This window comes from Streptomyces sp. NBC_01723 (assembly GCF_036246005.1).
Lineage (GTDB): Bacteria > Actinomycetota > Actinomycetes > Streptomycetales > Streptomycetaceae > Streptomyces.
In genome coordinates this window covers 3,037,155-3,060,392 of record NZ_CP109171.1, presented here as the reverse complement: position 1 = coordinate 3,060,392, position 23,238 = coordinate 3,037,155, and the positions used below count along the sequence as shown (strand labels likewise).

General features: G+C 72.4%; 17 protein-coding genes and 1 tRNA gene. 16 read left to right on the top strand and 2 right to left on the bottom strand.

The genetic code is table 11. The annotated features are described in order from the left end of the window. Window positions 1-41 precede the first annotated feature (41 nt). The 4 genes from OIE75_RS14235 to OIE75_RS14220 all read left to right on the top strand — a co-directional run bounded on the left by OIE75_RS14235 (window position 42) and on the right by OIE75_RS14220 (window position 5,697). On the top strand, window positions 42-824 hold the full coding sequence (locus OIE75_RS14235; RefSeq protein WP_329471115.1) for a zf-HC2 domain-containing protein: 783 nt from the start codon (window positions 42-44) through the stop codon (window positions 822-824). 82 nt (window positions 825-906) lie between these two features. After that, window positions 907-3,228, top strand: a complete 2,322-nt coding sequence (locus tag OIE75_RS14230; RefSeq protein WP_329471114.1) for a HelD family protein — start codon at window positions 907-909, stop codon at window positions 3,226-3,228. Between the two features lie 419 nt (window positions 3,229-3,647). Further along, window positions 3,648-5,063, top strand: coding sequence for an NAD-dependent malic enzyme (locus OIE75_RS14225; protein ID WP_122619819.1), 1,416 nt, complete (start codon window positions 3,648-3,650; stop codon window positions 5,061-5,063). A 352-nt stretch (window positions 5,064-5,415) separates the two neighbouring features. Beyond that, window positions 5,416-5,697, top strand: a complete 282-nt coding sequence (locus OIE75_RS14220; protein WP_003990598.1) for an HU family DNA-binding protein — start codon at window positions 5,416-5,418, stop codon at window positions 5,695-5,697. A gap of 184 nt (window positions 5,698-5,881) precedes the next feature. Here the strand turns inward: OIE75_RS14220 and murA are convergent, their stop codons facing one another. After that, complete coding sequence (gene murA / locus OIE75_RS14215; protein ID WP_307012540.1) at window positions 5,882-7,228, bottom strand: UDP-N-acetylglucosamine 1-carboxyvinyltransferase; 1,347 nt, start codon at window positions 7,226-7,228, stop codon at window positions 5,882-5,884. A gap of 235 nt (window positions 7,229-7,463) precedes the next feature. On the opposite strand from murA, the gene OIE75_RS14210 reads away from it, so the two are divergent. From OIE75_RS14210 to OIE75_RS14165, 10 genes are all read left to right on the top strand, one after another. After that, the gene (locus tag OIE75_RS14210; RefSeq protein ID WP_064728163.1) at window positions 7,464-8,036 is read left to right on the top strand and encodes a YqgE/AlgH family protein; all 573 of its coding nucleotides are present in this window, start codon (window positions 7,464-7,466) and stop codon (window positions 8,034-8,036) included. Between the two features lie 30 nt (window positions 8,037-8,066). Further along, a complete protein-coding gene (locus OIE75_RS14205; RefSeq protein ID WP_030402030.1) occupies window positions 8,067-8,351 on the top strand; it encodes a DUF3039 domain-containing protein in 285 nt (94 codons plus the stop codon). A gap of 208 nt (window positions 8,352-8,559) precedes the next feature. After that, on the top strand, window positions 8,560-9,858 hold the full coding sequence (locus tag OIE75_RS14200; protein ID WP_329471113.1) for an extracellular solute-binding protein: 1,299 nt from the start codon (window positions 8,560-8,562) through the stop codon (window positions 9,856-9,858). Next, complete coding sequence (locus OIE75_RS14195) at window positions 9,855-10,847, top strand: carbohydrate ABC transporter permease (protein WP_329471112.1); 993 nt, start codon at window positions 9,855-9,857, stop codon at window positions 10,845-10,847. Before OIE75_RS14200 ends, OIE75_RS14195 begins: the two co-directional genes overlap by 4 nt. After that, window positions 10,844-11,701, top strand: coding sequence for a carbohydrate ABC transporter permease (locus OIE75_RS14190; protein ID WP_307012534.1), 858 nt, complete (start codon window positions 10,844-10,846; stop codon window positions 11,699-11,701). The genes OIE75_RS14195 and OIE75_RS14190 overlap by 4 nt, the downstream gene beginning before the upstream one ends. Before the next feature lies 1 nt (window position 11,702). After that, window positions 11,703-13,316, top strand: a complete 1,614-nt coding sequence (locus OIE75_RS14185; RefSeq protein WP_443078354.1) for a beta-N-acetylhexosaminidase — start codon at window positions 11,703-11,705, stop codon at window positions 13,314-13,316. Between the two features lie 241 nt (window positions 13,317-13,557). Beyond that, the gene (locus tag OIE75_RS14180) at window positions 13,558-14,451 is read left to right on the top strand and encodes an FAD binding domain-containing protein (RefSeq protein ID WP_122619826.1); all 894 of its coding nucleotides are present in this window, start codon (window positions 13,558-13,560) and stop codon (window positions 14,449-14,451) included. Beyond that, complete coding sequence (locus tag OIE75_RS14175) at window positions 14,448-16,214, top strand: 2Fe-2S iron-sulfur cluster-binding protein (RefSeq protein WP_329471111.1); 1,767 nt, start codon at window positions 14,448-14,450, stop codon at window positions 16,212-16,214. Before OIE75_RS14180 ends, OIE75_RS14175 begins: the two co-directional genes overlap by 4 nt. Further along, window positions 16,211-18,529 carry a xanthine dehydrogenase family protein molybdopterin-binding subunit gene (locus OIE75_RS14170; protein ID WP_329471110.1) on the top strand — a complete coding sequence of 773 codons (2,319 nt, stop codon included), beginning with the start codon at window positions 16,211-16,213 and terminating at the stop codon, window positions 18,527-18,529. Before OIE75_RS14175 ends, OIE75_RS14170 begins: the two co-directional genes overlap by 4 nt. Before the next feature lie 174 nt (window positions 18,530-18,703). Continuing rightward, window positions 18,704-19,399: an SUKH-4 family immunity protein gene (locus tag OIE75_RS14165; protein WP_329471109.1), complete on the top strand. Its 696-nt coding sequence runs from the start codon at window positions 18,704-18,706 to the stop codon at window positions 19,397-19,399. Here OIE75_RS14165 and OIE75_RS14160 read toward each other — a convergent pair. Then, window positions 19,368-19,442 (bottom strand) — tRNA-Cys (locus OIE75_RS14160). The two genes, OIE75_RS14165 and OIE75_RS14160, sit on opposite strands and share 32 nt — an antisense overlap. 181 nt (window positions 19,443-19,623) lie before the next feature. Here OIE75_RS14160 and OIE75_RS14155 point away from each other — a divergent pair. Together OIE75_RS14155 and OIE75_RS14150 are read left to right on the top strand one after the other, a co-directional pair. After that, window positions 19,624-21,093, top strand: a complete 1,470-nt coding sequence (locus tag OIE75_RS14155) for an MFS transporter (RefSeq protein WP_329471108.1) — start codon at window positions 19,624-19,626, stop codon at window positions 21,091-21,093. Window positions 21,094-21,284: 191 nt separating this feature from the next. Further along, window positions 21,285-23,081 carry a DEAD/DEAH box helicase gene (locus tag OIE75_RS14150; RefSeq protein ID WP_125492700.1) on the top strand — a complete coding sequence of 599 codons (1,797 nt, stop codon included), beginning with the start codon at window positions 21,285-21,287 and terminating at the stop codon, window positions 23,079-23,081. Window positions 23,082-23,238 lie beyond the last annotated feature (157 nt).

The following is a 23,238-nucleotide window of genomic DNA, read 5'->3' as shown; positions in this document are numbered from 1 at the left end:
TTCAGGGGTTCGGTCCGGGGGATACGGGTAATTCTGTCCCCATGGAGGGATCACCGGCGCCGAACGAACACGAGACCGTCGGCGCCTACGCCCTCGGGATTCTCGACGACGCGGAAGCAACCGCTTTCGAGGCACACCTCGCCACCTGCGAATGGTGCGCCCAGCAACTCGACGAGCTGGCCGGCATGGAACCGATGATGGCCGCGCTCGCGGACCTGCCCGGTGCCGGTACGCCGGCCATCGCCGAGTCGCTCACCGCCAAGCCGAGCCCACGGCTGTCCGAGAGGCTCGTCGACGAGGTCGCCGAGCGCCGCGCGAGCAAGCGCCGGCGCAACTTCTACCTGGTGGGCACCGCCGCCGCGCTGATCATCGGCGGCCCGTTCGCCGCCGTGGCGACCACGGGCGGCGGCGGTGGCGACGACGGCGGACGCAAGACCGAGGCCTCGCAGGAGCAGACCGGCAGCCCCGCCGAGTCCGCCTTCGCCGCGATGCCCGACCGGGTCACCGCCACCGACCCGGCCACCGAGGTCAGCGCCACCGTGGCCCTGGAGAAGAAGGCCTGGGGCACCGAGGCGGTCCTGGAGCTGAAGAACGTCAAGGGGCCCGAGAAGTGCTCCCTGATCGCCGTCGGCAAGAACGGCGAGCGGGAGACCCTCAGCTCCTGGACGGTCCCCGACTGGGGCTACGGCATCCCGAACGCCACCACGGAGAAGGCCAAGAAGCCGCTCTACGTGCACGGCGGCGCCGCCTTCGACCCCAACCAGATCGACCACTTCGAGGTCATGACCTTCGACGGCGAACGGCTGGTCGAGGTGGACGCGTAACCCGGTTCCCAGGCGTGCCGTGGCTTCCGGCCCCCCCTTCGCGTACCTTTGACGGCTGCCCAGCACGTCAGAAGGGGGCCCGGTGGCCGCACAGGCTCAACAGGATTCAGCGGTCGGCTCGGTGCACGACCCCGTACGGGAGGACTCCGTACGGGACCGAGAGATCAGCGTGGAACAGGCACACCTCGACCGGGTGTACCGCCGCCTGGAGGAGAAGATCCACGAGGCCGAGTTCCTCATGCACGACGCCGCCCAGCGCGGTCACGTCGGCACGCCCGGCGCGCTGGCCGAGCGCGACGCGCAGGTCTTCCGGGCCGGCATCCACCTCAACCGCCTGAACAACGAGTTCGAGGACTTCCTGTTCGGCCGCATCGACCTGCTTCTCGGCAAGGACGGCAAGAAGGGCCCGGACGGCGCGTACACGGCGGTCGAGCCCGCCGAGGGCGCCCTGGGGCCCGACAACACCGCCGACATCGCCGAGACCCTGCACATCGGCCGCATCGGAGTCCTGGACGAGGAGTACGCGCCGCTGGTCATCGACTGGCGGGCGCCCGCCGCGGCCCCCTTCTACCGGGCCACGCCGGTCGATCCGGGCCGGGTCGTGCGCCGCCGGGTGATCCGCTCCAAGGGGCGGCGCGTCCTCGGCGTCGAGGACGACCTCATGCGTCCCGAGGTCACGGCCCGGCTGGCCGGCGAGGAACTGGCCGTGGTCGGCGACGGCGCCCTGATGGCCGCGCTCGGCCAGGCCCGCACGCACACCATGCGGGACATCGTGGCCTCCATCCAGGCCGAGCAGGACCGCGTGATCCGCGCCCCCGCCGCCTCCGTGACCTATGTGGAGGGCGGCCCCGGCACCGGCAAGACCGCCGTCGCCCTGCACCGCGCGGCGTACCTGCTCTACCAGGACCGGCGACGGTACGCGGGCGGCATCCTGATCGTCTCGCCGACCCCGCTGCTGGTGGCGTACACCGAGGGCGTGCTGCCCTCCCTCGGCGAGGAGGGCCAGGTCGCCATTCGCGCGATCGGCTCCCTGGCCGACGACGCCGCGGGTGGCGAGGCCACGCTGTACGACTCCCCGGCCACCGCCCGCGTCAAGGGGTCCTCACGCATGCTCCGGGTGCTGCGCAAGGCCGCGCGCGGCGCGCTGGAGCCGGCCGACTCGCCGACCCTGCTGAGGGTCGTCGCCTTCAACCGCCGACTCGAACTGGAGGCCGAGGAACTGGCCTCCATCCGCCGCACCGTCCTCGGCGGCACCGCCCCGGTCAACCTGCTGCGCCCCCGCGCCCGACGGCTGCTCCTGGACGCCCTGTGGGAGAAGTCCGGTGCCGGGACCCGGCACAGCGACCCGGAGCTGGCCGCCGAGCTGCGTTCCTCCTTCGACGAGGACGTCAGCTCCGAGGACTCCTTCACCGAGTTCCTGGACGCCTGGTGGCCGGAGCTGACCCCGGGTGCCGTCCTGGCGGCCATGGCGGACGAGCGGCGCCTCGGCCGCTGGGCCCGGCGCGTCCTGAACCCGGGCGAGGTCCGCAAGGTGGCCCGTTCGCTGCGGCGCGAGGGCCGCTCCGTGCACGACGTCGCCCTGCTCGACGAACTCCAGGCGATCGTCGGCACCCCGGCCCGCCCCCGCAAGCGCCGCGAGGCGGACCCGCTGGACCAGCTCACCGGCCTGGACGAGCTGATGCCGCAGCGCGAGGAGACCCAGTGGGAGCGCGCCGAGCGGCTGGCGCAGGAACGCACCGAGTACGCGCACGTCATCGTGGACGAGGCGCAGGACCTCACCCCGATGCAGTGGCGGATGGTGGGCCGCCGCGGCCGGCACGCCACCTGGACCGTCGTGGGCGATCCGGCCCAGTCCTCCTGGTCCGACCCCGACGAGGCGGCCCAGGCCCGCGACGAGGCCCTGGGCACCCGTCCGCGCCGCCGCTTCGAGCTGACGGTGAACTACCGCAACCCGGCGGAGATCGCCGAACTGGCGGCCAGGGTGCTCGCCCTCGCCATGCCGGGCGCCACCTCGCCGTCGGCCGTGCGTTCGACCGGCGTGGAGCCGCGCTTCGTCGTCGTGGAGGACTCCCTGTTCGACACCGTCCGCGCGGAGGCGGCCCGGCTGCTCGGCCTCGTGGACGGCACCGTCGGCGTCGTGGTCGCCATGAACCGGCGCGAGGAGGCCCGGCGCAGGCTGGCCGGGCTCGGCGACCGGGTGGTGGCGCTCGGCAGCCTGGAGGCGAAGGGGCTCGAGTACGACGCCACCGTCGTGGTCTCCCCGGCCGAGATCGCCGACGAGTCGCCCGCCGGGCTGCGGGTCCTGTACGTCGCCCTGACCCGGGCCACCCAGCAGCTCACGGTGGTCTCCAGCGAGCGGGACGAGCCCGACGCCCGAGGGGTGCCGGACCTGCTCCGCGACTGAGGCGGACGTGCGAGAGGCCCGCGCCGTCCACGGCGCGGGCCTCTCGTCTCTTCGTTTAGGTGGCACCGACCCGCCATGCTCGCCTCGCGGCAAGTGGTCGCTCGTAGCGACGATGGTTGGGCCCGGGGGCTTGGATCGAGCCGGTGCCACGTCCAAGGTAACAAACGATCCCCGCAAGGCAATTCCCGTCCCGCGGGTTCCTTCGCGGGCCGCTCCGACGGCCGGTCCGCGGCTTCCGCCGCCCACTTCCCCCGACGGGTTTCCTCGGCGGGCAACTTCTCGTATGGTGGAAGTCGTTTTCCGAAAGAGGGCCGCGAACACAAAGTTCGCAATCCGGGGCGGCTACCGCGTACTCAGTGGTAGGTGCGACGATCGGACGGCACAACCCAGTTACACGGTGAAAGCAGAGGAAGTCGGCCATGGCAACGGCGCCCAGCGTCTCCTACTCGATGACGGTCCGGCTGGAGGTGCCCGCGGGCGGAACCGCCGTCTCGCAGCTCACCACCGCGGTGGAGTCCGCCGGAGGCTCGGTCACCGGCCTCGACGTCACGGCCTCCGGCCACGACAAGCTCCGCATCGACGTCACCATCGCGGCGGGCTCGACCTCGCACGCCGACGAGATCGTGGAGCAGCTGCGGGGCATCGACGGCGTCAGCCTGGGCAAGGTCTCGGACCGCACCTTCCTGATGCACCTCGGCGGCAAGATCGAGATGGCGTCGAAGCACCCCATCCGCAACCGTGACGACCTCTCCATGGTCTACACGCCGGGCGTGGCCCGTGTCTGCATGGCGATCGCCGAGAACCCCGAGGACGCCCGCCGCCTGACCATCAAGCGCAACTCCGTTGCGGTCGTGACGGACGGCTCCGCCGTGCTGGGCCTGGGCAACATCGGCCCGAAGGCCGCGCTGCCGGTGATGGAGGGCAAGGCGGCCCTGTTCAAGCGGTTCGCCGGCATCGACGCCTGGCCGCTCTGCCTGGACACCCAGGACACCGACGCGATCGTCGAGATCGTCAAGGCCATCGCCCCGGGCTTCGCGGGCATCAACCTGGAGGACATCTCCGCGCCGCGCTGCTTCGAGATCGAGGCCCGGCTGCGCGAGGCCCTGGACATCCCCGTCTTCCACGACGACCAGCACGGCACGGCCATCGTCGTCCTCGCCGCCCTGACCAACGCCCTGCGTGTGGTGAACAAGGGAATCGAGAACGTACGGGTCGTCATGTCCGGCGCCGGCGCCGCCGGTACGGCCATCCTCAAGCTGCTGCTCGCGGCCGGGGTGAAGAACGCCGTCGTCGCCGACATCCACGGCGTCGTGCACGCCGGACGCGCCGACCTGGTCGACGCCGCGCCCGAGTCGGCGCTGCGCTGGATCGCCGACAACACCAACCCCGAGGGCCTCACCGGCACCCTCAAGGAGGCCGTGCACGGCGCGGACGTCTTCATCGGCGTGTCGGCCCCCAACGTCCTGGACGGCGACGACGTGGCCGCCATGGCGGACGGCGCGATCGTCTTCGCGCTCGCGAACCCGGACCCCGAGGTGGACCCGGCCATCGCCCGCCAGACCGCGGCGGTCGTCGCCACCGGGCGCTCGGACTTCCCGAACCAGATCAACAACGTGCTGGTCTTCCCGGGCGTCTTCCGCGGTCTGCTGGACGCCCAGTCGCGCACCGTCAACACCGAGATGATGCTGGCCGCCGCGCACGCCCTCGCGGACGTCGTCACCGAGGACGAGATCAACCCGAACTACATCATTCCGAGCGTCTTCAACGACAAGGTCGCCGGTGCCGTCGCGGGCGCCGTGCGCGAGGCGGCGAAGTCCGCCGGAGTGGTGGCGTAGGTTCCGCGGGCGGGGGCAGACGGCCTGTGGCGTGGTGGTGAGGATCACCACCACGGGCGGCTCCACCGGCGCGTCGCGCGGCGGCGCGCCTCGGACCGCCCTCTAGTGTGGCGCAAGGCTCAGGCCCTCTCATCGTGTGACTCCCAAGGGTGTTCTCACGACTCCTGGGGGTGCCGGATTGGCTTTACCGCCGCAGGTGGAGGCAGGATGCCTCCCTGGGCGCGAGGGTCTGACGACCGACCCGGGTCCGGGGAGTGTCCGAGGCCCCTGGCAGCATCGGCATCGCTGTGCCCAACATGCGGCTCCGCCGCGTGGCACGCCTCAACGGCAAGAAGAACACGGGAGTAACAACATGAACCGCAGTGAGCTGGTGGCCGCGCTGGCCGACCGCGCCGAGGTGACCCGCAAGGACGCCGACGCCGTGCTGGCCGCGTTCGCCGACGTCGTCGGCGACATCGTCTCCAAGGGCGACGAGAAGGTCACGATCCCCGGCTTCCTGACCTTCGAGCGCACCCACCGTGCCGCTCGCACCGCCCGCAACCCGCAGACCGGCGAGCCGATCCAGATCCCGGCCGGCTACAGCGTCAAGGTCTCCGCGGGCAGCAAGCTCAAGGAAGCCGCCAAGGGCAAGTAGGCGCTCCGCCTGGAGTGCCGGGTAACTGCGCGGACCGTCCGCGTGGCCTGCGGGCCGTGGGCGGGTGCGGCGACGTCGTGGCTTGTCGCGCAGTTCCCCGCGCCCCTGACGGGGCGCACACAGCACAACGCCGATGGGGCGGTCACCCGGACTCCGGGTGACCGCCCCATCGGCGTTGTGCTGTCTAGCCGAGTGCCTTGCCCGGCAGTTCCACCTTCGCGCCCAGCTCCACGAGCTTCTCCATGAAGTTCTCGTAGCCGCGGTTGATCAGGTCGATGCCGTGGACCCGGGACGTGCCCTGGGCCGCGAGGGCGGCGATCAGGTACGAGAAGCCGCCGCGGAGGTCGGGGATGACCAGGTCGGCGCCCTCCAGCTTGGTCGGTCCGGAGACGACCGCCGAGTGGAGGAAGTTGCGCTGGCCGAAGCGGCAGTGGGAGCCGCCCAGGCACTCGCGGTAGAGCTGGATGTGGGCACCCATCTGGTTGAGCGCCGAGGTGAAGCCGAGCCGGGACTCGTAGACCGTCTCGTGGACGATGGACAGGCCCGTCGCCTGCGTCAGCGCGACCACCAGGGGCTGCTGCCAGTCCGTCTGGAAGCCGGGGTGCACGTCCGTCTCCAGGGCGATGGACTTCAGCCGCCCGCCCGGGTGCCAGAAGCGGATGCCCTCGTCCTCGATCTCGAAGGCGCCGCCCACCTTCCGGAAGGTGTTGAGGAACGTCATCATCGACCGCTGCTGGGCGCCGCGGACGTAGACGTCGCCCTCGGTCGCCAGCGCCGCCGACGCCCAGGACGCGGCCTCCAGGCGGTCCGACAGGGCACGGTGGGTGTAGCCGCCCAGCTCGTCCACGCCGGTGATGCGGATCGTGCGGTCGGTGTCCATCGCGATGATCGCGCCCATTTTCTGCAGGACGCAGATCAGGTCCTCGATCTCCGGCTCGACGGCCGCGTTCGACAGCTCGGTGACGCCCTCGGCCAGCACGGCCGTGAGCAGCACCTGCTCGGTCGCGCCGACGGACGGGTACGGCAGCCGGATCTTCGTGCCGCGCAGCCGCTGCGGGGCCTCCAGGTACTGGCCGTCCGCGCGCTTCTCGATCTTCGCGCCGAACTGCCGCAGCACGTCGAAGTGGAAGTCGATGGGCCGGCCGCCGATGTCGCAGCCGCCCAGGCCCGGGATGAAGGCGTGGCCGAGGCGGTGCAGCAGCGGGCCGCAGAAAAGGATCGGGATGCGCGACGAACCCGCGTGGGCATCGATGTCGGCGACGTTCGCGCTCTCCACGTGCGTCGGGTCCATCACCAGCTCGCCGGGCTCGTCGCCCGGACGGACCGTCACCCCGTGCAGTTGCAGCAGTCCGCGTACGACCCGCACGTCGCGGATGTCCGGCACGTTGCGCAGCCGGCTCGGCGCACTGCCCAGCAGGGCGGCCACCATGGCCTTCGGCACGAGGTTCTTCGCACCGCGGACCCGGATCTCGCCCTCCAGCGGGGTTCCGCCGTGGACAAGCAGTACGTCATCAGCGCCGTTGACGGTCATGAATCTCGCGTTCCGTGGGTTACGGGCAGGGGCCAGAAGGGAAAGGGTAATCGCCTTGTACCCCCCTTCCGTAAGCATGTGCAGGATCGGGCTACGTCATGGATTCGTCACAACACGCCGCGTTCCCCGGCGCGTACGGGGGGTCACGACCGTGGGGCGTGCGCGGGGTGCGTGTTCACCCCCGTGCCCCCGATTGCCTCCCCACGGGAGGGGAACATGCGGGATCATGTCAGGCATGACCGAGGTGTCCTCGCTCACGGGGCGGCTGCTCGTGGCAACGCCCGCCCTGGCGGACCCGAACTTCGAGCGTGCGGTGGTGCTCCTTCTCGACCACGACGAGGAGGGCTCCCTCGGTGTCGTCCTCAACCGTCCCACACCGGTCGACGTGGGCGACATCCTGGAGGACTGGGCGGACCTGGCCGGCGAACCGGGCGTGGTCTTCCAGGGCGGCCCGGTGTCGCTCGACTCGGCCCTCGGGGTCGCCGTCGTCCCGGGCGGAGCCTCCGGCGAGCGCGCGCCGCTGGGCTGGCGCCGGGTGCACGGCGCGATCGGCCTGGTCGACCTGGAGGCGCCGCCGGAACTGCTGGCGCCCGCCGTGGGCGCCCTGCGCATCTTCGCGGGGTACGCCGGCTGGGGGCCGGGTCAACTGGAGGACGAGTTGGCGGAGGGTGCCTGGTACGTGGTCGAGTCCGAACCCGGCGACGTGTCCTCCCCCTTCCCGGAGCGGCTCTGGCGCGAGGTCCTGCGCCGCCAGCGGGGCGACCTGGCGATGGTGGCCACGTATCCGGACGACCCGTCGCTCAACTGAAGCGTGTGAGCTTCAGTACCCTTGGCGTTTATGAGCACTCTCGAGCCCGAGCGCGGGACTGGTACGGGGACCCTCGTTGAGCCGACGCCGCAGACGTCCCACGGCGACGGCGACCACGAGCGCTTCGCCCATTACGTCCAGAAGGACAAGATCATGGCGAGCGCCCTCGACGGCACCCCCGTCGTGGCGCTGTGCGGCAAGGTCTGGGTGCCGGGCCGCGACCCGAAGAAGTATCCGGTCTGCCCCATGTGCAAGGAGATCTACGAGTCCATGAGCGGCGGCGGGGACGAGGGCAAGGGCGGCGACAAGAAGTAGCGGCCCCGCCCGCAGAGACTTTCCCGAAGGCCCCCGGAGTGTGCCCGCGCGCACTCCGGGGGCCTTCGTGCGTTCCGGGGCCGTCGAGCTTCACGAATTGGTTCAGACCTCTTGTGGACCTGTTCATGTACTCCCTACTCTCCTGACTGTTGTGCAGAGCGAAACCGTCGTTGCATATGCTGCAACGCACGTCCGGAGGAAACACTCCATGAAGCTCGCCCCACGCCTGGCCCTCCTGCTCGCCGTCGCCGTCGTCTCCGCGACCGCCTGCGCCCCCCAGACCTCCGACAACTCCTCCTCCGGCAAGGACGAGAAGAGCGGCACGCTACGGGTCTGGCTCTTCCAGGAGGTCAACACCAAGCCGAAGGAGAAGGCCGTCGACGCGGTCCTCGCCGACTTCGAGAAGGCGCACGCGGACACCGACGTCACGGTCGAGTACATCCCCGTCGAGACGCGCGCCCAGCGCATCAAGGCCGCCTTCAACGACCCGAAGAGCGCCCCGGACGTCATCGAGTTCGGCAACACCGACACCGCGGGTTACGTGAAGGACGGCGGACTCGCCGACGTCACCGAGGAGTTCGGGGACTGGGACGAGGCCAAGGACACCGACCCCACCGCCCGCCAGTCGGTCACCGTCGACGGCAAGGTCTACGGCGCCCCCTACTTCGTCGGCGTCCGCGCCCTGTACTACCGCACCGACGTCTTCGAGAAGCTGAACCTCGACGTCCCCCGCACGCTGGCGGAGGTGGCGTCCACCGCGAAGCAGGTCAGGGCGGCCGAGCCCGACCTGTACGGCCTCGCGGTCGGCGGCGCCTACACCTACGGCGCGATGCCGTTCATCTGGGCCAACGGCGGCGAACTCGCCACCGGCAAGGGCGGCTCGTACGCCTCGGCGATCGACAGCGCCGCCGCACGCAAGGGCATCGAGGCGTACACGTCCCTGTTCGGCGACGACAACTGCCCGGCCGCCAAGTGCGCCGGCATGGGCGGCAACGACACCGTCACCGCCTTCGCCTCCGGCAAGGCGGCCATGGCGATCGGCGGCGACTTCAGCCACCAGGCCGTGGAGGCCGGCAAGGTGAAGGGCAAGTACGCGGTCGTGCCGCTGCCCGGCGTCGAGCCCGGCTCCATAGCCCCGGCCTTCGCGGGCGGCAACAACATCGGCGTCCTCAAGAGCACCTCGCACCGCACCCTCGCCGTCGACCTGATGAAGCGGCTCGCGTCGAAGAAGGCGCAGGCCGACCTGTTCGACGCGATGGGCTTCCTGCCGACCTTCACGGACGTGCGGCAGCAGGTGGCGAAGGAGGAGCCGTTCGTGAAGCCGTTCGTCGACACGCTCGGCGCCGGTACGAAGTTCGTTCCGGCTTCGCCGGCTTGGGCGACGATCGACTCCTCGCAGGTGCTGCCGACGATGTTCCAGGAGGTCGTCAGCGGCAAGAAGGACGTCAGCGCTGCCGCCGGGGACGCCGCGAAGAAGATGGACGCGGCGTTTGGCTCCGCCGGATGAGTGTGGCGCCTACTGGCTCGGGGGGTGCGGTTCCAGGGCGGGTGCGGGAGCGTCGTGGCTTGTCGCGCCCACGCGGCGGCAGCCGCAAGTCCCACACGGCCCCGCGCCCCTTTCGGGGCGCTGCCCGTACCCCCTGGTTGTATCTCGCCCCCGCGCTCGTCGTCCTCGGCGGGCTGCTCGTCTACCCCGTCTACCAGCTCGGGCTGATCTCCTTCCTGGAGTACACGCAGGCCCAGGTGTCCGGTGGGGAGCCGACGACCTTCCGGGGGTTCGGGAACTACGCGGAGCTGTTCGGGGACGGGGAGTTCTGGCGGGTGCTGCTCGCCACCGTCGTGTTCGCCGCCGCCTGCGTGGTCTCCACGCTGGCCGTGGGGTGTGCGCTGGCCGTGCTGCTCACGCGGGTGCGGGCCGTGCCGCGGCTCGTGCTGATGCTGGCCGCCCTCGGCGCGTGGGCGACCCCGGCGGTGACCGGGTCCACGGTGTGGCTGCTGCTGTTCGACCCGGACTTCGGGCCGGTCAACCGGATGCTCGGGCTCGGCGACCACTCCTGGACGTACGGGCGCTACAGCGCCTTCCTGCTCGTCCTGCTCGAAGTGGTCTGGTGCTCCTTCCCGTTCGTCATGGTGACCGTCTACGCCGGGATCCGGGCCGTGCCCGCGGAGGTGCTGGAGGCGGCCGCGCTGGACGGTGCCTCCCAGTGGCGGATCTGGCGCTCGGTGCTGGCGCCGATGCTCCGGCCGATCCTGGTGGTCGTCACCATCCAGTCGGTCATCTGGGACTTCAAGGTCTTCACCCAGATCTACGTCATGACGAACGGCGGCGGCATCGCCGGCCAGAACCTCGTCCTCAACGTCTACGCCTACCAGAAGGCGTTCGCGTCCTCGCAGTACAGCCTCGGCTCGGCGATCGGCGTCGTGATGCTGCTGATCCTGCTCGCCGTGACGCTGGTCTACCTGCGGCTGCTGCGCCGCCAGGGGGAGGAACTGTGAATCTTCCACTGCGCCTTCCACGCGCGCGCGTGCGCCGTCCGTGGCGGCTGGCGGCCGAGGCGTCGGCGCTGCTGATCGCGGTCGTGGTGGCCTTCCCGCTGTACTGGATGGTGCTCAGCGCCTTCAAACCGGCCGGTGAGATCGAGTCGACCGAGCCGCGGCCGTGGACGCTGACGCCTACGCTGGACTCCTTCCGGCGGGTCTTCGGGCAGCAGGAATTCGGTCGTTACTTTCTCAACAGTCTGCTCGTGGCGGGCACCGTCGTGATCGCCTCGGCGCTGATCGCGTTCCTCGCGGCGACGGCGGTGACGCGATTCCGGTTCCGTTTCCGGACCACCCTGCTGATCATGTTCCTGGTGGCCCAGATGGTGCCCGTGGAGGCGCTCACGATCCCGCTGTTCTTCCTCATGCGGGACGCCGGTCAGCTGAACACCCTGGGGTCGCTGATCCTGCCCCACATCGCCTTCTCGCTGCCCTTCGCGATCTGGATGCTGCGGGGCTTTGTGAAAGCCGTGCCGGAGGCCCTGGAGGAGGCCGCCTACATGGACGGGGCGAGCCGGTCGAGATTCCTCTGGCAGATCCTTTTCCCGCTGGTCTTCCCGGGACTGGTGGCGACCAGCGTCTTCTCCTTCATCTCGACCTGGAACGACTTCCTGTTCGCCAAGTCGTTCATCATCAGCGACACCTCGCAGTCGACGCTGCCGATGGCACTGCTGGTCTTCTACAAGCCGGACGATCCCGACTGGGGCGGCGTCATGGCCGCGTCCACGGTGATGACGATTCCGGTGCTGGTCTTCTTCGTACTCGTGCAACGACGACTCGTCTCCGGCCTCGGCGGAGCGGTAAAGGACTGACGTGACGGACGTGATTCCCCAGCCCGTGCAAGTGACGTCCGGCGAGGGCGGCTTCTTCGCCCTCGGTCCGGACACCAGGGTGGTGGCGGACGAGGGCACCGGGTCCACCGAGCGGTGGCTGCGCGCCACGCTGGGCGCGGCCACCGGCCTGCCGCTGGCCCCCGGCACGGGGGACGACGGCGTGGTCCGCCTGTGCCTCGACGCCGCACTGCCCGACGAGGGCTACCGCCTCGACGTCGCACCGGCCGGCGTGCGGCTGACCGGCGGCGGTCCGGCCGGCCTCTTCTGGGGCGCCCAGACGCTGCGGCAGCTGCTCGGCCCGGACGCCTTCCGGCGCGCGCCGCTGCCCGACCGCCGGTGGCGGCTGCCGGCGGTCCGCATCGAGGACGCACCCCGCTTCCGCTGGCGCGGGCTGATGCTGGACGTCGCCCGGCACTTCATGCCGAAGGACGGCGTCCTGCGCTACCTGGACCTGATGGCCGCCCACAAACTCAACGTCCTGCACTTCCACCTGACGGACGATCAGGGCTGGCGCGTCGAGATCAGGCGGCACCCGAAGCTCACCGAGACCGGCTCCTGGCGGGCACGCACCAAATACGGCCACCGTGCCTCGCCGTTGTGGGAGGACAAACCCCACGGCGGCTACTACACCCAGGAGGACATCCGGGAGATCGTCGCCTACGCCGCCGAACGGCACATCACCGTCGTCCCCGAAATCGACGTACCGGGACACTCGCAGGCCGCCATCGCCGCGTATCCGGAACTCGGCAACACCGATGTGATCGACACCACCGCCCTCTCCGTCTGGGACACCTGGGGCGTCTCGCCGAACGTACTCGCCCCCACCGAGAACACACTGCGCTTCTACGAGGGCGTGTTCGAGGAACTCCTGGAGCTTTTCCCCTCGGAGTTCATCCACATCGGCGGCGACGAATGCCCCAAGGAGCAGTGGCGGCGCTCGGCCACCGCGCAGGCCCGCATCGAGGAACTCGCCCTCGCCGACGAGGACGAACTCCAGGCCTGGTTCATCCAGCACTTCGACACCTGGCTGAGCGAACGCGGACGCCGGCTCATCGGCTGGGACGAGATCCTGGAGGGCGGACTCGCCAAGGGCGCGGCCGTGGCCTCCTGGCGCGGGTACGCGGGCGGGATGGCCGCCGCACGCGCGGGACACGACGTGGTGATGTGCCCCGAGCAGCAGGTGTACCTGGACCACCGGCAGCACGCGGGTGAGGACGAGCCGGTGCCGATCGGCTTCGTGCGCACCCTGGAGGACGTCTACCGGTTCGAGCCGGTTCCCGCGGAACTGACACCGGACGAGTCCGGACATGTGATCGGCACCCAGGCGAACGTGTGGACCGAGGTGATGGAGAACCAGGTACGCGTCGACTACCAGACCTTCCCGAGGCTGGCCGCGTTCGCCGAGGTGGCCTGGAGCGCCCTGCCCGAACCGGCCGACCGGGACTTCGACGCCTTCGAGGAGCGGATGGCCGCCCACTACCGGCGACTTGACGCCCTGGGCGTCGGATACCGGCCGCCCGGCGGTCCGCTGCCCTGGCAGCGGCGGCCCGGCGTGCTCGGCCGGCCCCTCGACGGGCCACCGCCGAACAAGTAAGGAGAAAGCCCCTGAACGCCACCTGAGAGTGGCAACTCGCACGCATCGCGCGTAGTTCCGATCGCCGGAGATCCCTAGGTAAACCGCCCGACTTGTGGACGAGTCGGGCGAATGCCTCCTAGCGGACCCCTGCGTTCGGGCCCTGCAAAGATGTGCCAGAGTTGCCACGTCCGCCCTGTCAGGTCGTACCGTACGGCCACATGGGCGGGACCAGGTGGGACAGCGGGAAGGGGCAGTCGGTTTGACCACGCACGCACCGCAGGCGGCGCAGGCCGTCACGCTGCCCACGACTCTGGACGAGGCCGTGGCGGCGCTGGCCGCCATGCCCGCCGCCGTCCCCGTCGCGGGCGGCACCGACCTGATGGCCGCGGTCAACTCCGGCCAGCTCAGGCCCGCCGCGCTGGTGGGCCTCGGCCGGATCAGCGAGATCCGCGGCTGGCAGTACCAGGACGGCCACGCGCTGCTCGGCGCGGGCCTCACGCACGCCCGCATGGGCCGCCCCGACTTCGCCGCGCTCATCCCGGCGCTCGCCGCCGCCGCGCGGGCGGCCGGACCGCCGCAGATCCGCAACGCCGGCACCCTGGGCGGAAACATCGCCTCGGCCGCCCCCACCGGGGACGCGCTGCCGGTGCTGGCCGCCCTGGAGGCGACGCTGATCATCGCCGGCCCGGACGGCGCCCGCCGGGAGATGCCGGTCTCGCACCTGCTGGCCGGCATGGAGATGCTCCGCGCGGGCGAGCTGATCGGCTACGTGCGCATGCCGCTGCTGCACGCGCCGCAGGTCTTCCTGAAGGCCACCGGCCGCACCGGTCCGGGCCGCGCGACGGCCTCCGTCGCGCTGGTCCTCGACCCCGCCCGGCGCGGGGTGCGCTGCGCCGTGGGCGCCATCGCGCCGATGCCGCTGCGGCCCCTGGAGGCCGAGCAGTGGGTGGCCTCGCTCATCGACTGGGACAACGGCCGCGCGATCGTCCCGGAGGCGCTGCACGGCTTCGGCGAGTACGTCGCCGCCGCCTGCATCCCCGACGCGGCCCCCGCCGAGGACGGCTCCGTGGCGCAGCTCCCGCCCGCCGTACTGCACCTGCGGCGCACCGTCGCCGCGCTGGCCCGACGAGCACTGGGGAGGGCGCTGTCGTGACCGACGACCAGCACGGCGACCGGTACGACGACCGGCACGGAGAGGGCGCGCCCCCGAGCGGCGGCCGCTGGGACCCGCTGCCCCAGGGCGACTACGACGACGGCGCCACCGCCTTCGTGAAGCTTCCCGAGGGCGGCGTGGACGCGCTCTTCGCCTCCTCGGACAGCCCGCTCGCCGCACCCGGACACGGCTACGTGCCGCCGCAGATCACGGTCGCGCCCGCCACCGGCACCGACCCGGCCGCCACCGGCTCCTGGACCATGCCGTCCGCCCCCGTGGACGGCACCCAGTGGCAGCTGCCGGACACCGGACAGGAGCACGCCGCTCAGCAGGGCCACGCCGACTATCCGCCGCCGCACGACCCCTACGGCGGCGCCGCGCCCTACGACGCGAACGCCGGGCAGGGCGACGGTGAACGGTTCACCTACCGGCCCGGCGCCACCGGCCAGTGGGACTTCTCCGAGGCCGCGCCCCCCGAGGACGCGCAGCCGGGGTCCGGCCAGGACGTGACCGGACAGTGGTCCATCCCCGTCGCCGACGGTGACCTTCCGGACGAATCGGGCGAGTTCACCACCTCGTCCCTGGCCGAGCAGTGGGGCACCGGCGCTCCGGCCACCCTGCCGGGCGGCGCCACCGCGCCCTGGGCGACCCAGCCCACCGGGCAGCCGTGGGGCGACGACCCGGCGGAGGGCGGCCCCGGCGCCGGCGAGCAGCTGACGTCCAGCACGTCGCGCCCGCCCCGGCACCCGGCCGATCCGTACGCCCAGGCACCCGCCGAACCCGCCGCGGAGACCGACCCCGTGGCACCGGCGGCCGAAGCCACGGCGACCGGCGGTCCCCGTGGTGCCGAGGAGGCCCCTGAGGGCCCCGCCGGGCGCTCGGAGGGCCCCGCGGAGGGCGTGACCGCGGAATCCGTCCCGGAGGCCGCGGAGGAGCCCGTGACGGGCATGGCCGCCGCGACCGGCGACCGGACCGAACCGGCCGACGGAGCCGACCCGGCCGAGGCCGCGAGCGACACGCCCGCCGACGTGCACACCGACGTACGGGCCGCCCCGCCCGCGGCCGACGAACGCGCCCCGGCCGCCGCGCACGACGAGCACCCCCTCGCCTCGTACGTGCTGCGGGTCAACGGCGCCGACCGGCCCGTCACCGACGCCTGGATCGGCGAGTCGCTGCTCTACGTGCTGCGGGAGCGGCTCGGCCTCGCGGGCGCCAAGGACGGCTGCTCGCAGGGCGAGTGCGGCGCCTGCAACGTGCAGGTCGACGGACGTCTCGTCGCCTCCTGCCTGGTCCCGTCCGTGACCGCGGCCGGCAGCGAGGTGCGCACCGTCGAGGGCCTGGCCGCCGACGGACAGCCGTCGGACGTGCAGCGGGCGCTCGCCCGGCGGGGCGCCGTGCAGTGCGGCTTCTGCGTGCCCGGCATGGCGATGACCGTGCACAACCTCCTGGAGGGCAACCCGGCGCCGACCGACCTGGAGGCCCGCCAGGCCCTGTGCGGCAACCTGTGCCGCTGCTCCGGGTACCGCGGCGTCCTGGAGGCGGTCCAGGAGGTCGTCGCCGAACGCGAGGCACACGCCGGCGCCGACGCGCACACCGGCGCGGAGGGCGACGAGCCCCGCATCCCGCACCAGGCCGGCCCGGGCGCGGGCGGCGTCAACGCGTCGGCCTTCGAACCCCAGCCACCGCCCGGCGCGCCGGACCCGGCAGCGGGACCCCACGACCGGCCCTTCGGTGACCACGGCCAGGACGGAGGCCACGCGTGAGCAACGACACCGCGACTGCGGAGGCCGCGGGACCCGCCGAGGCGGCGCCCCCCGTCGCCGAGCCGATCCCGCACGGCCTCGGCGTGTCCCTGCCGCCCGCCGACGCCCGCGCCAAGACGGAGGGCACCTTCCCGTACGCCGCCGACCTGTGGGCCGAGGGCCTGCTGTGGGCGGCCGTACTGCGCTCACCGCACCCGCACGCGCGCATCGTGTCCATCGACACCACCCACGCGCGGGAGATGCCCGGCGTCCGTGCGGTCGTCACCCACGAGGACGTGCCCGGCGCCGTGCTGCACGGACGCGGCCGGGCCGACCGCCCGGTCTTCGCCTCCGAGGTGGTACGCCACCACGGCGAGCCCCTCGCCGCCGTCGCCGCCGACCACCCCGACACCGCGCGGATGGCCGCCGCCGCCGTCATCGTCGAGTACGAGGTGCTCGACCCGGTGATCGACCCCGAGCAGGCCTTCGAGGCCGAGCCGCTGCACCCCGACGGCAACCTCATCCGGCACATCCCGCTGCGCCACGGCGACCCGGACGCGGCCGGCGAGATCGTCGTCGAGGGCCTCTACCGCATCGGCCGCCAGGACCCGGCGCCGATAGGAGCCGAGGCGGGCCTGGCCGTACCGCGCCCCGACGGCGGCGTGGAGCTGTACCTGGCCTCCACCGACCCGCACGGCGACCGGGACGCGGCCGCCGAGTGCTACGGCCTGACGCCCGAACAGGTGAAGATCGTCGTCACAGGGGTGCCCGGCGCCACCGCCGACCGCGAGGACCAGGGCTTCCAACTGCCCCTCGGCCTGCTCGCGCTGAAGACCGGCTGCCCGGTGAAACTCACCGCCACGCGCGAGGAGTCCTTCCTCGGCCACGCCCACCGGCACCCCACCCTCCTGCGCTACCGCCACCACGCCGACGCCGAGGGCCGGGTGGTGAAGGTCGAGGCGCAGATCCTGCTCGACGCGGGCGCCTACGCCGACACCTCGTCGGACGCCCTGGCCGCCGCGGTCGCCTTCGCCTGCGGGCCGTACGTCGTCCCGAACGCCTTCATCGAGGGCTGGGCCGTACGCACCAACAACCCGCCCTCCGGCCACGTGCGCGGCGAGGGCGCCATGCAGGTCTGCGCCGCCTACGAGGCGCAGATGGACAAGATCGCCAAGAAGCTCGGCCTGGACCCGGCCGAGGTGCGGCTGCGCAACGTACTGGCCACCGGGGACGTGCTCCCTACCGGCCAGTCCGTCACCTGCCCCGCCCCGGTCGCCGAACTCCTCCAGGCCGTACGCGACTTCCCGCTGCCCGCCCTGCCCAAGGACACGCCCGAGGACGAGTGGCTGCTGCCCGGCGGCCCCGAGGGCGCGGGCGAACCGGGCGCGGTGCGCCGGGGCGTGGGCTACGGCATCGGCATGGTGCACATGCTCGGCGCCGAGGGCGCGGACGAGGTCTCCACCGCCACCGTGAAGGTCCAGGACGGCGTGGCGACGGTGCTGTGCGCGGCGGTCGAGACCGGCCAGGGCTTCACCACCCTCGCCCGGCAGATCGTGCAGGACACCCTCGGAGTCGACGACGTGCAGGTGGCGCCGGTCGACACCGACCAGCCCCCGGCCGGCGCGGGCTGCCGCGGCCGCCACACCTGGGTGTCGGGCGGCGCGGTGGAACGGGCGGCCAAGATGGTCCGCACCCAGCTCCTCCAGCCCCTGGCGCACCAGTTCGGGATGTCGACCGAGCTGCTCCAGATCGCCGACGGCAAGATCACCTCGTACGACGGCGTGCTGTCGACCACGGTCGCCGAGGCGCTGGACGGCAAGGAACTGTGGGCCACCGCCCAGTGCCGCCCGCACCCGACCGAACCGCTGGACGAGACCGGCCAGGGCGACGCCTTCGTCGGCATGGCCTTCTGCGCGATCCGCGCGGTGGTCGACGTCGACATCGAGATCGGCTCGGTACGGGTCGTGGAGCTGGCCGTCGCACAGGACGTCGGCCGGGTGCTCAACCCGGCCCAGCTGACCGCCCGGATCGAGGCGGGCGTCACGCAGGGCGTCGGCATCGCGCTCACGGAGAACCTCCGCACCCCGCGCGGCCTGATCCGGCACCCCGACCTGACGGGCTACGCCCTGCCGACCGCGCTGGACGCCCCGGACATCCGGATCGTGAAGCTAGTCGAGGAGCGCGACGTGGTCGCCCCCTTCGGCGCGAAGGCGGTCAGCGCGGTGCCGGTGGTGGCCTCTCCGGCCGCCGTCGCCTCCGCCGTACGGGCGGCCACGGGCCGCCCGGTGAACCGGCTCCCGATCCGGCCCCAGGCCGCGGTGGTCACGGCGACCTGACGCCCTTCCCGACGCCCTTCGCCCGGGAGGCAACGCGCGCGGCACGGGACGCGTCCTACGTAGCGGGACGGGCGGGGCCCGTGCGACGGGGCGTTGTCAGTGGCGGGCCCTAGGCTGCGAAGCGGTGGGGACGACTGCCGCTCCCACCGCGCTCGAGCACACCCGGGGGAGACGATGCAGGCGGTCACGAAGGATGCGACGGACACGACGGACACGACGGACACGACGGACACGACGGACACGACTGAGGCGCCACAGCGCCTGCCGTCCCTGCCGTCCCTGCTGACCCTCGCCCGCCTCACCACGGCCTCGGCGCGGGAGCCCTCCCGCTGCCCGGCGCCGCCGGGGCGCGAGACGCCGCTGTTCTGGACGTCGGCGGCGCTGATCGGCTGTCTGCTCGTGTCGGCGGGCCGGCGCACGACGTCCGGCCTCGCCCTGGATCTGCCCTACCGGCTGCTGACCCGCGAGTTGGGCCGGGGCCGGGTGGCCCGCTTCGAGGACGTCGACTTCCCCCCGGCCCTCACCCACGAGCCCACCCGCCGCTTCCTGCGGGAGACGGGCCTGCCGGAGGACACCTTCCCGCTGCTGGCGGACACCGACGGAATGGCGCTGCCGACCCTCGCGGAGTACTACGGCACGGAGTTCGCGGAGGCGCCGCCTGCCCACCTGGTCCGGCTGGGCCGGCTCCCCGACGGAGCCGACGTGGCGGTCGACGGCGCGACGGGCGCGGTATCGACCTGGCACCCGTCCGACGCGGACCCACGCCCGCTCACGCCGGACGTCTCGACCCTCGTCTTCAGCCTGTGGCTGCTGCACCACGCGGCAGCCGCGGAGGCCGTGGAGGCCGTGGCGGGATTCGAACCCGCGTAACTCGCTTTGCAGGCGAGCCCCTGAACCACTCGGGCACACGGCCGTGTCCCTCACTCGTGACCGACCGTAGGGCGGCCGGCGCGGGTGCTCAAGGAGTCCGGCGGGGCCGCAACACGACTGCCATACCGCGTTCATGAACGGGGCGGGTCGTACGACCAAGGTCCCGGTCCGGTACCGCCTCCCGACAGGGGTCAAGCGGTGCTGTGGCCCTTACCCTGGCGACCATGACCGTCCCTGAGCCCCGCGACACCGATGTCGCCGTCCCCGCCGCGACCGCCGGCGCACCCTCCGTTCCCTCCGACCCCGCCGTCCCCGACGAGACCGTGCTGAGCCGCGCCTACCGGGCGCTGAGCATCGGCATCGTCTCCGTCATCGTGCTGATCGCCTTCGAGGCGACGGCGGTCGGTACGGCGATGCCGGTGGCGGCGCGGGAGCTGGACGGGGTGTCGCTGTACGCGTTCGCGTTCTCGGGGTACTTCACGACGAGTCTCTTCGGGATGGTGCTCTCCGGCCAGTGGTCGGACCGGCGGGGCCCGCTGGCGCCGCTGACCTCTGGCATCGCCGCCTTCGCGGTGGGCCTCGTGCTGTCCGGGACGGCCGGCACGATGTGGCTGTTCATCCTCGGGCGGGCCGTGCAGGGGCTCGGCGGCGGCCTGGTGATCGTCGCCCTCTACGTCGTCGTCGGGCGGGCCTACCCGGAGCGGCTGCGGCCCGCGATCATGGCGGCGTTCGCGGCGGGCTGGGTCGTCCCGTCGGTCGTCGGCCCGCTCGCCTCCGGCGCGGTGACCGAGCACCTCGGCTGGCGCTGGGTGTTCGTCGGCATCCCGGTGCTCGTCGTCTTCCCGCTGGCGCTCGCGCTGCCGCAGATACGCGCCCGAGCGTCCGGTGCCGTCGGCGGCGGGAACGCGCCCGCCTCCTTCGACGGCCGCCGCATCCGGCTCGCCCTCGCCATCTCACTGGGCGCGGGTCTGCTCCAGTACGCCGCCCAGGACCTGCGCTGGGTCTCGCTCCTGCCCGGCGCGGTGGGCGTGGCGCTGCTCGTCCCGGCCGTCTTCGGCCTGCTGCCGCGCGGCACCTACCGGGCGGTGCGCGGGCTGCCCTCCGTGGTGCTGCTGCGCGGGATCGCCGCCGGGTCCTTCATCGCCGCCGAGTCCTTCGTACCGCTGATGCTGGTCACGCAGCGCGGCCTCAGCCCCACGCTGGCCGGCCTGTCCCTCGCCGCGGGCGGTGCGACCTGGGCCGCGGGGTCCTGGCTCCAGTCCCGGCCGCGCCTGGAACCCCACCGCGAGCGCCTGATGGCCCTCGGCATGGTCCTGGTGGGGGCGGCCATCACCACGGCACCCAGCGTGCTGATCGACGCCGTACCCGCCTGGACGGTGGCCGTCGCCTGGGGCTTCGGCTGCTTCGGGATGGGCCTGGTGATCTCCTCCACCAGCGTGCTCCTGCTCAAGCTCTCCGCCCCCGAGGAGGCCGGCAGCAACTCCGCCGCCCTCCAGATCTCCGACGGCCTCTCCAACGTCGTCCTGCTGTCGGTCGGCGGCGCCGCCTTCGCGGCCCTCGGCGGCGGCACGGTCAGCCACGCGGCCACGCAGGCGACCGGCTCCCATCCGGCGGCCTTCGCGGCGGTGTTCCTGCCGATGGCGGGCGTGGCGCTGGTCGGGGCGTGGGTGGCGACGCGGCTGCGGGCGCGGTGAGCACGGCGCCGGCGGTGCGCGGCCGGCCGTCGCGGTGAGCCCGGTGCGGCGCGCGGGTGCGCCGGGGCGGTTGTGACGTCCGTCCCACCCGGGGGTGACCCACCCCGGTGCGCGCGTCGATCGCGCCGGGGCGCCGGTAGGGTGGCCCGGTTGTCATACGTGGCCGAGCCGCTCTACCCCCTTCGGAGACCGTGACTACCACCGCCAGCTCCAGCACCTCGCACCACCTGTCCCCGGCCTTCCCCGGCCGTGCCCCCTGGGGCACCGCCAGCAAGCTGCGGGCCTGGCAGGAGGGGGCGATGGAGAAGTACCTCCAGGAACAGCCCCGGGACTTCCTGGCGGTCGCCACACCCGGCGCCGGAAAGACCACGTTCGCGCTGACGCTGGCGTCCTGGCTGCTGCACCACCACGTCGTGCAGCAGGTGACCGTGGTCGCGCCGACCGAGCACCTGAAGAAGCAGTGGGCGGAGGCCGCGGCCCGGATAGGCATCAAGCTCGACCCCGAGTACAGCGCCGGTCCGCTCAGCCGCGAGTACCACGGCATCGCCATCACGTACGCGGGCGTCGGCGTCCGCCCGATGCTGCACCGCAACCGCTCCGAGCAGCGCAAGACTCTCGTCATCCTCGACGAGATCCACCACGCCGGCGACTCCAAGTCCTGGGGCGAGGCCTGCCTGGAGGCGTTCGAGCCGGCCACCCGGCGCCTCGCGCTCACCGGCACGCCCTTCCGCTCGGACACCAACCCGATCCCCTTCGTCACGTACGAGGAGGGCAACGACGGCATCCGCCGCTCCGCCGCCGACTACACCTACGGGTACGGCTCCGCGCTCGCCGACGGCGTCGTGCGCCCCGTCATCTTCATGAGCTACAGCGGCAACATGCGCTGGCGCACGAAGGCGGGCGACGAGATCGCGGCGCGGCTCGGCGAGCCGATGACCAAGGACGCCGTCAGCCAGGCCTGGCGCACCGCGCTCGACCCGCGCGGCGAGTGGATGCCCGCCGTACTCCGCGCCGCCGACCAGCGGCTCACCGAGGTCCGCAAGGCCATCCCGGACGCCGGCGCCCTCGTCATCGCCGCCGACCAGGACGCCGCCCGCGCCTACGCCAAGCTGATCCGCGAGATCACCGGCGACAAGGCCACCGTCGTACTCTCCGACGACGTCGGCGCGTCCAAGAACATCGACACCTTCAGTCAGGACAACTCCCGCTGGATGGTCGCCGTCCGCATGGTGTCCGAGGGCGTCGACGTGCCGCGCCTGGCGGTGGGCGTCTACGCCACCACGATCTCGACCCCCCTCTTCTTCGCCCAGGCCGTGGGCCGCTTCGTCCGCTCCAGGCGACGCGGCGAGACCGCCTCCGTCTTCCTCCCCACCGTGCCCGACCTCCTCACGTTCGCGAACGAAATGGAACGCGAGCGCGACCACGTCCTCGACAAGCCCAAGAAGGACGGCGAGGAGGACCCGTACGCCGAGTCCGAGAAGGAGATGGAGGAGGCGAACCGGGAGCAGGACGAGGACACCGGCGAGCAGGAGCAGTTCTCCTTCGAGGCGCTGGAGTCCGAGGCCACCTTCGACCGGGTCATGTACAACGGCGCCGAGTTCGGCATGCAGGCCCACCCGGGCAGCGAGGAGGAGCAGGACTACCTCGGCATCCCGGGGCTCCTCGAACCCGACCAGGTCCAGCTCCTCCTCCAGAAGCGCCAGGCCCGCCAGATCGCGCACAGCCGCAAGAAGCCCGACGACGAGGCCGACCTGCTCGAACTGCCCGCCGAGCGGCGCCCGGTCGTCTCCCACAAGGAGCTGATGGAGCTGCGCAAGCAGCTCAACACGATGGTCGGCGCCTACGTCCACCAGAGCGGCAAGCCGCACGGCGTGATCCACACCGAACTGCGCCGCGTGTGCGGCGGCCCGCCCAGCGCCGAGGCCACCGGCGGACAGCTGCGCCAGCGCATCGCCAAGGTGCAGGAGTGGGCGACGCGCATGAAGTGACGCCGCCCCCCTCGGCGGCGTGTGCGGTACGTACCAGGACAAACACCGGCAGTGGATAACGGTTGCCGCCCGGATTCTGGACGGAGCCTTCCGCTGAGCGGACCTGGTCGTTACTGTCCCGCTACGCACACGCCCCGTGGCAGCGCCGCCGCGGAGC

Bases quoted from the DNA above. Each gene is read 5' to 3' on its own strand.
- OIE75_RS14235 (WP_329471115.1), top strand. From the start codon at position 42: ATGGAGGGATCACCGGCGCCGAACGAACACGAGACCGTCGGCGCCTAC.
- OIE75_RS14225 (WP_122619819.1), top strand. From the start codon at position 3,648: ATGGCAACGGCGCCCAGCGTCTCCTACTCGATGACGGTCCGGCTGGAG.
- OIE75_RS14220 (WP_003990598.1), top strand. From the start codon at position 5,416: ATGAACCGCAGTGAGCTGGTGGCCGCGCTGGCCGACCGCGCCGAGGTG.
- murA (WP_307012540.1), bottom strand. From the start codon at position 7,228: ATGACCGTCAACGGCGCTGATGACGTACTGCTTGTCCACGGCGGAACC.
- OIE75_RS14210 (WP_064728163.1), top strand. From the start codon at position 7,464: ATGACCGAGGTGTCCTCGCTCACGGGGCGGCTGCTCGTGGCAACGCCC.
- OIE75_RS14205 (WP_030402030.1), top strand. From the start codon at position 8,067: ATGAGCACTCTCGAGCCCGAGCGCGGGACTGGTACGGGGACCCTCGTT.
- OIE75_RS14200 (WP_329471113.1), top strand. From the start codon at position 8,560: ATGAAGCTCGCCCCACGCCTGGCCCTCCTGCTCGCCGTCGCCGTCGTC.
- OIE75_RS14195 (WP_329471112.1), top strand. From the start codon at position 9,855: ATGAGTGTGGCGCCTACTGGCTCGGGGGGTGCGGTTCCAGGGCGGGTG.
- OIE75_RS14165 (WP_329471109.1), top strand. From the start codon at position 18,704: ATGCAGGCGGTCACGAAGGATGCGACGGACACGACGGACACGACGGAC.
- OIE75_RS14155 (WP_329471108.1), top strand. From the start codon at position 19,624: ATGACCGTCCCTGAGCCCCGCGACACCGATGTCGCCGTCCCCGCCGCG.